The organism is Pseudomonas sp. HR1 (assembly GCF_030175875.1).
Lineage (GTDB): Bacteria > Pseudomonadota > Gammaproteobacteria > Pseudomonadales > Pseudomonadaceae > Chryseomonas > Chryseomonas oryzihabitans.
The window spans coordinates 1-1283 of the sequence record NZ_JASNRF010000025.1 but is presented as its reverse complement, the minus strand read 5'-3'; the positions used below and the strand labels follow the sequence as shown (position 1 = coordinate 1283).

The 1283-nt window shown below is 61.7% G+C and carries 1 protein-coding gene; it reads right to left on the bottom strand.

Going from position 1 to position 1283, the window contains the following annotated elements:
- Positions 1–821 precede the first annotated feature (821 nt).
- The coding region (locus QKY98_RS23350) for a hypothetical protein (protein WP_284671670.1) at positions 822–1283 on the bottom strand (462 nt) is incomplete at its 5' end.

The following is a 1283-nucleotide window of genomic DNA, read 5'->3' as shown; positions in this document are numbered from 1 at the left end:
CATTTCTCCAGCGACTCGGTGTGGCGTTCCCTGTCGTATCGGTCTAGGTATCCTACTACGTTCAGCCGTCAGATGCGTGAGACCGCCTTCGCTGCAATTTTCCGTTTGGCGGCCAGTAGTAGCATTTGGTCGGGCTTTAAGCGTGCCGCTACCGACATACGCCCGACTCACACGTGAAGCTGATGGGATAGCAATTCGCCGTTGCGCGTGGACGCCCTTGCCGGGTCCCACGTGTCGAGCTGGCTTTCCGACCAGAGAAGATTTAGCAGGCCTAGGACGGTCACGACCGGCTTCTCAACGGCGGTCGCAGCGGGCGGGAAGGCGTATCTGTAGGTTCCCCCCGGATTCTTACTGCTGAATACCCTGGCGTGCCTCACCTTCATTTTTCCCTTCGTCGATTTCTCACACCATGCCGACGGCATAGCCGTAGCATTCGGAAGCGGTGCGTGGCTACGGCGTAGAGGCGACATTCGTTGACGTGCACTGGCACGCTTTGAGAGCAGCCGCACACACCGTGCTCCCGTCCGTAAGCGTGCGCCAAAACGTGCTTCCAAGCCGAGGCGTACTTAAGATCCGTTTGGAATTCAGGGAATAGAATTCTCCGCCCAAGGTAATCCGATAGCGGTTGTTGAGCCTAGGTGTAGGCCTCCAAGCCGAAGTGGCAGCTATCTCCTCATCGCGCCCAAATAGCGAACGCTGCGTGCCGGTGGCGCTGAAGGAGAGATCCCTGTCAGTACAACATGGCAGCTGCTTAGGCAAACGCCGGATTGACCACGCCCCGGGCGTGAACCCCGCAGATCTGGCCGGCGGCCGCAGTGGCGCTAATCCCGGTACTCAAGACCCACGGCGGATCGGCAGTTGCGATGCTCCAGGCTGCCAGCCTTATACGGCCAGCAGGCGCGGTCCTTCATGCTCGGTGTCTGGTGCACCACCGTGACCTTCGTTAGCTGCGAGGGCGCCTCTTCTGTCGCCTCGCTTCGAGGGGCTTCGCTGAAGCTCACCACGTTATCGGCGCCGCGGGGCGTGAAGTTCTGGTCGTTGTACACGGTCTGCTTGCCGTCCGACGCTGCCGACGGCTGGACGTTCGAGGGTGGAGTCACCGCGGATGCCGCATTTCCTTCCACGGGCGAAGGCGTAGCGCGGCGGACCGTGCCGCGGATGGCATCTGCCGGCACTGGGGCGAAGGGAGCTCTAGCCTCGGCGCTAAGGGTAGGGTGGTCGGTACCTAGGGATGTCGGTAGACCTGGCAGCGCCCGGCTGGCCAGCTCGAGGGCAGTGAGTGT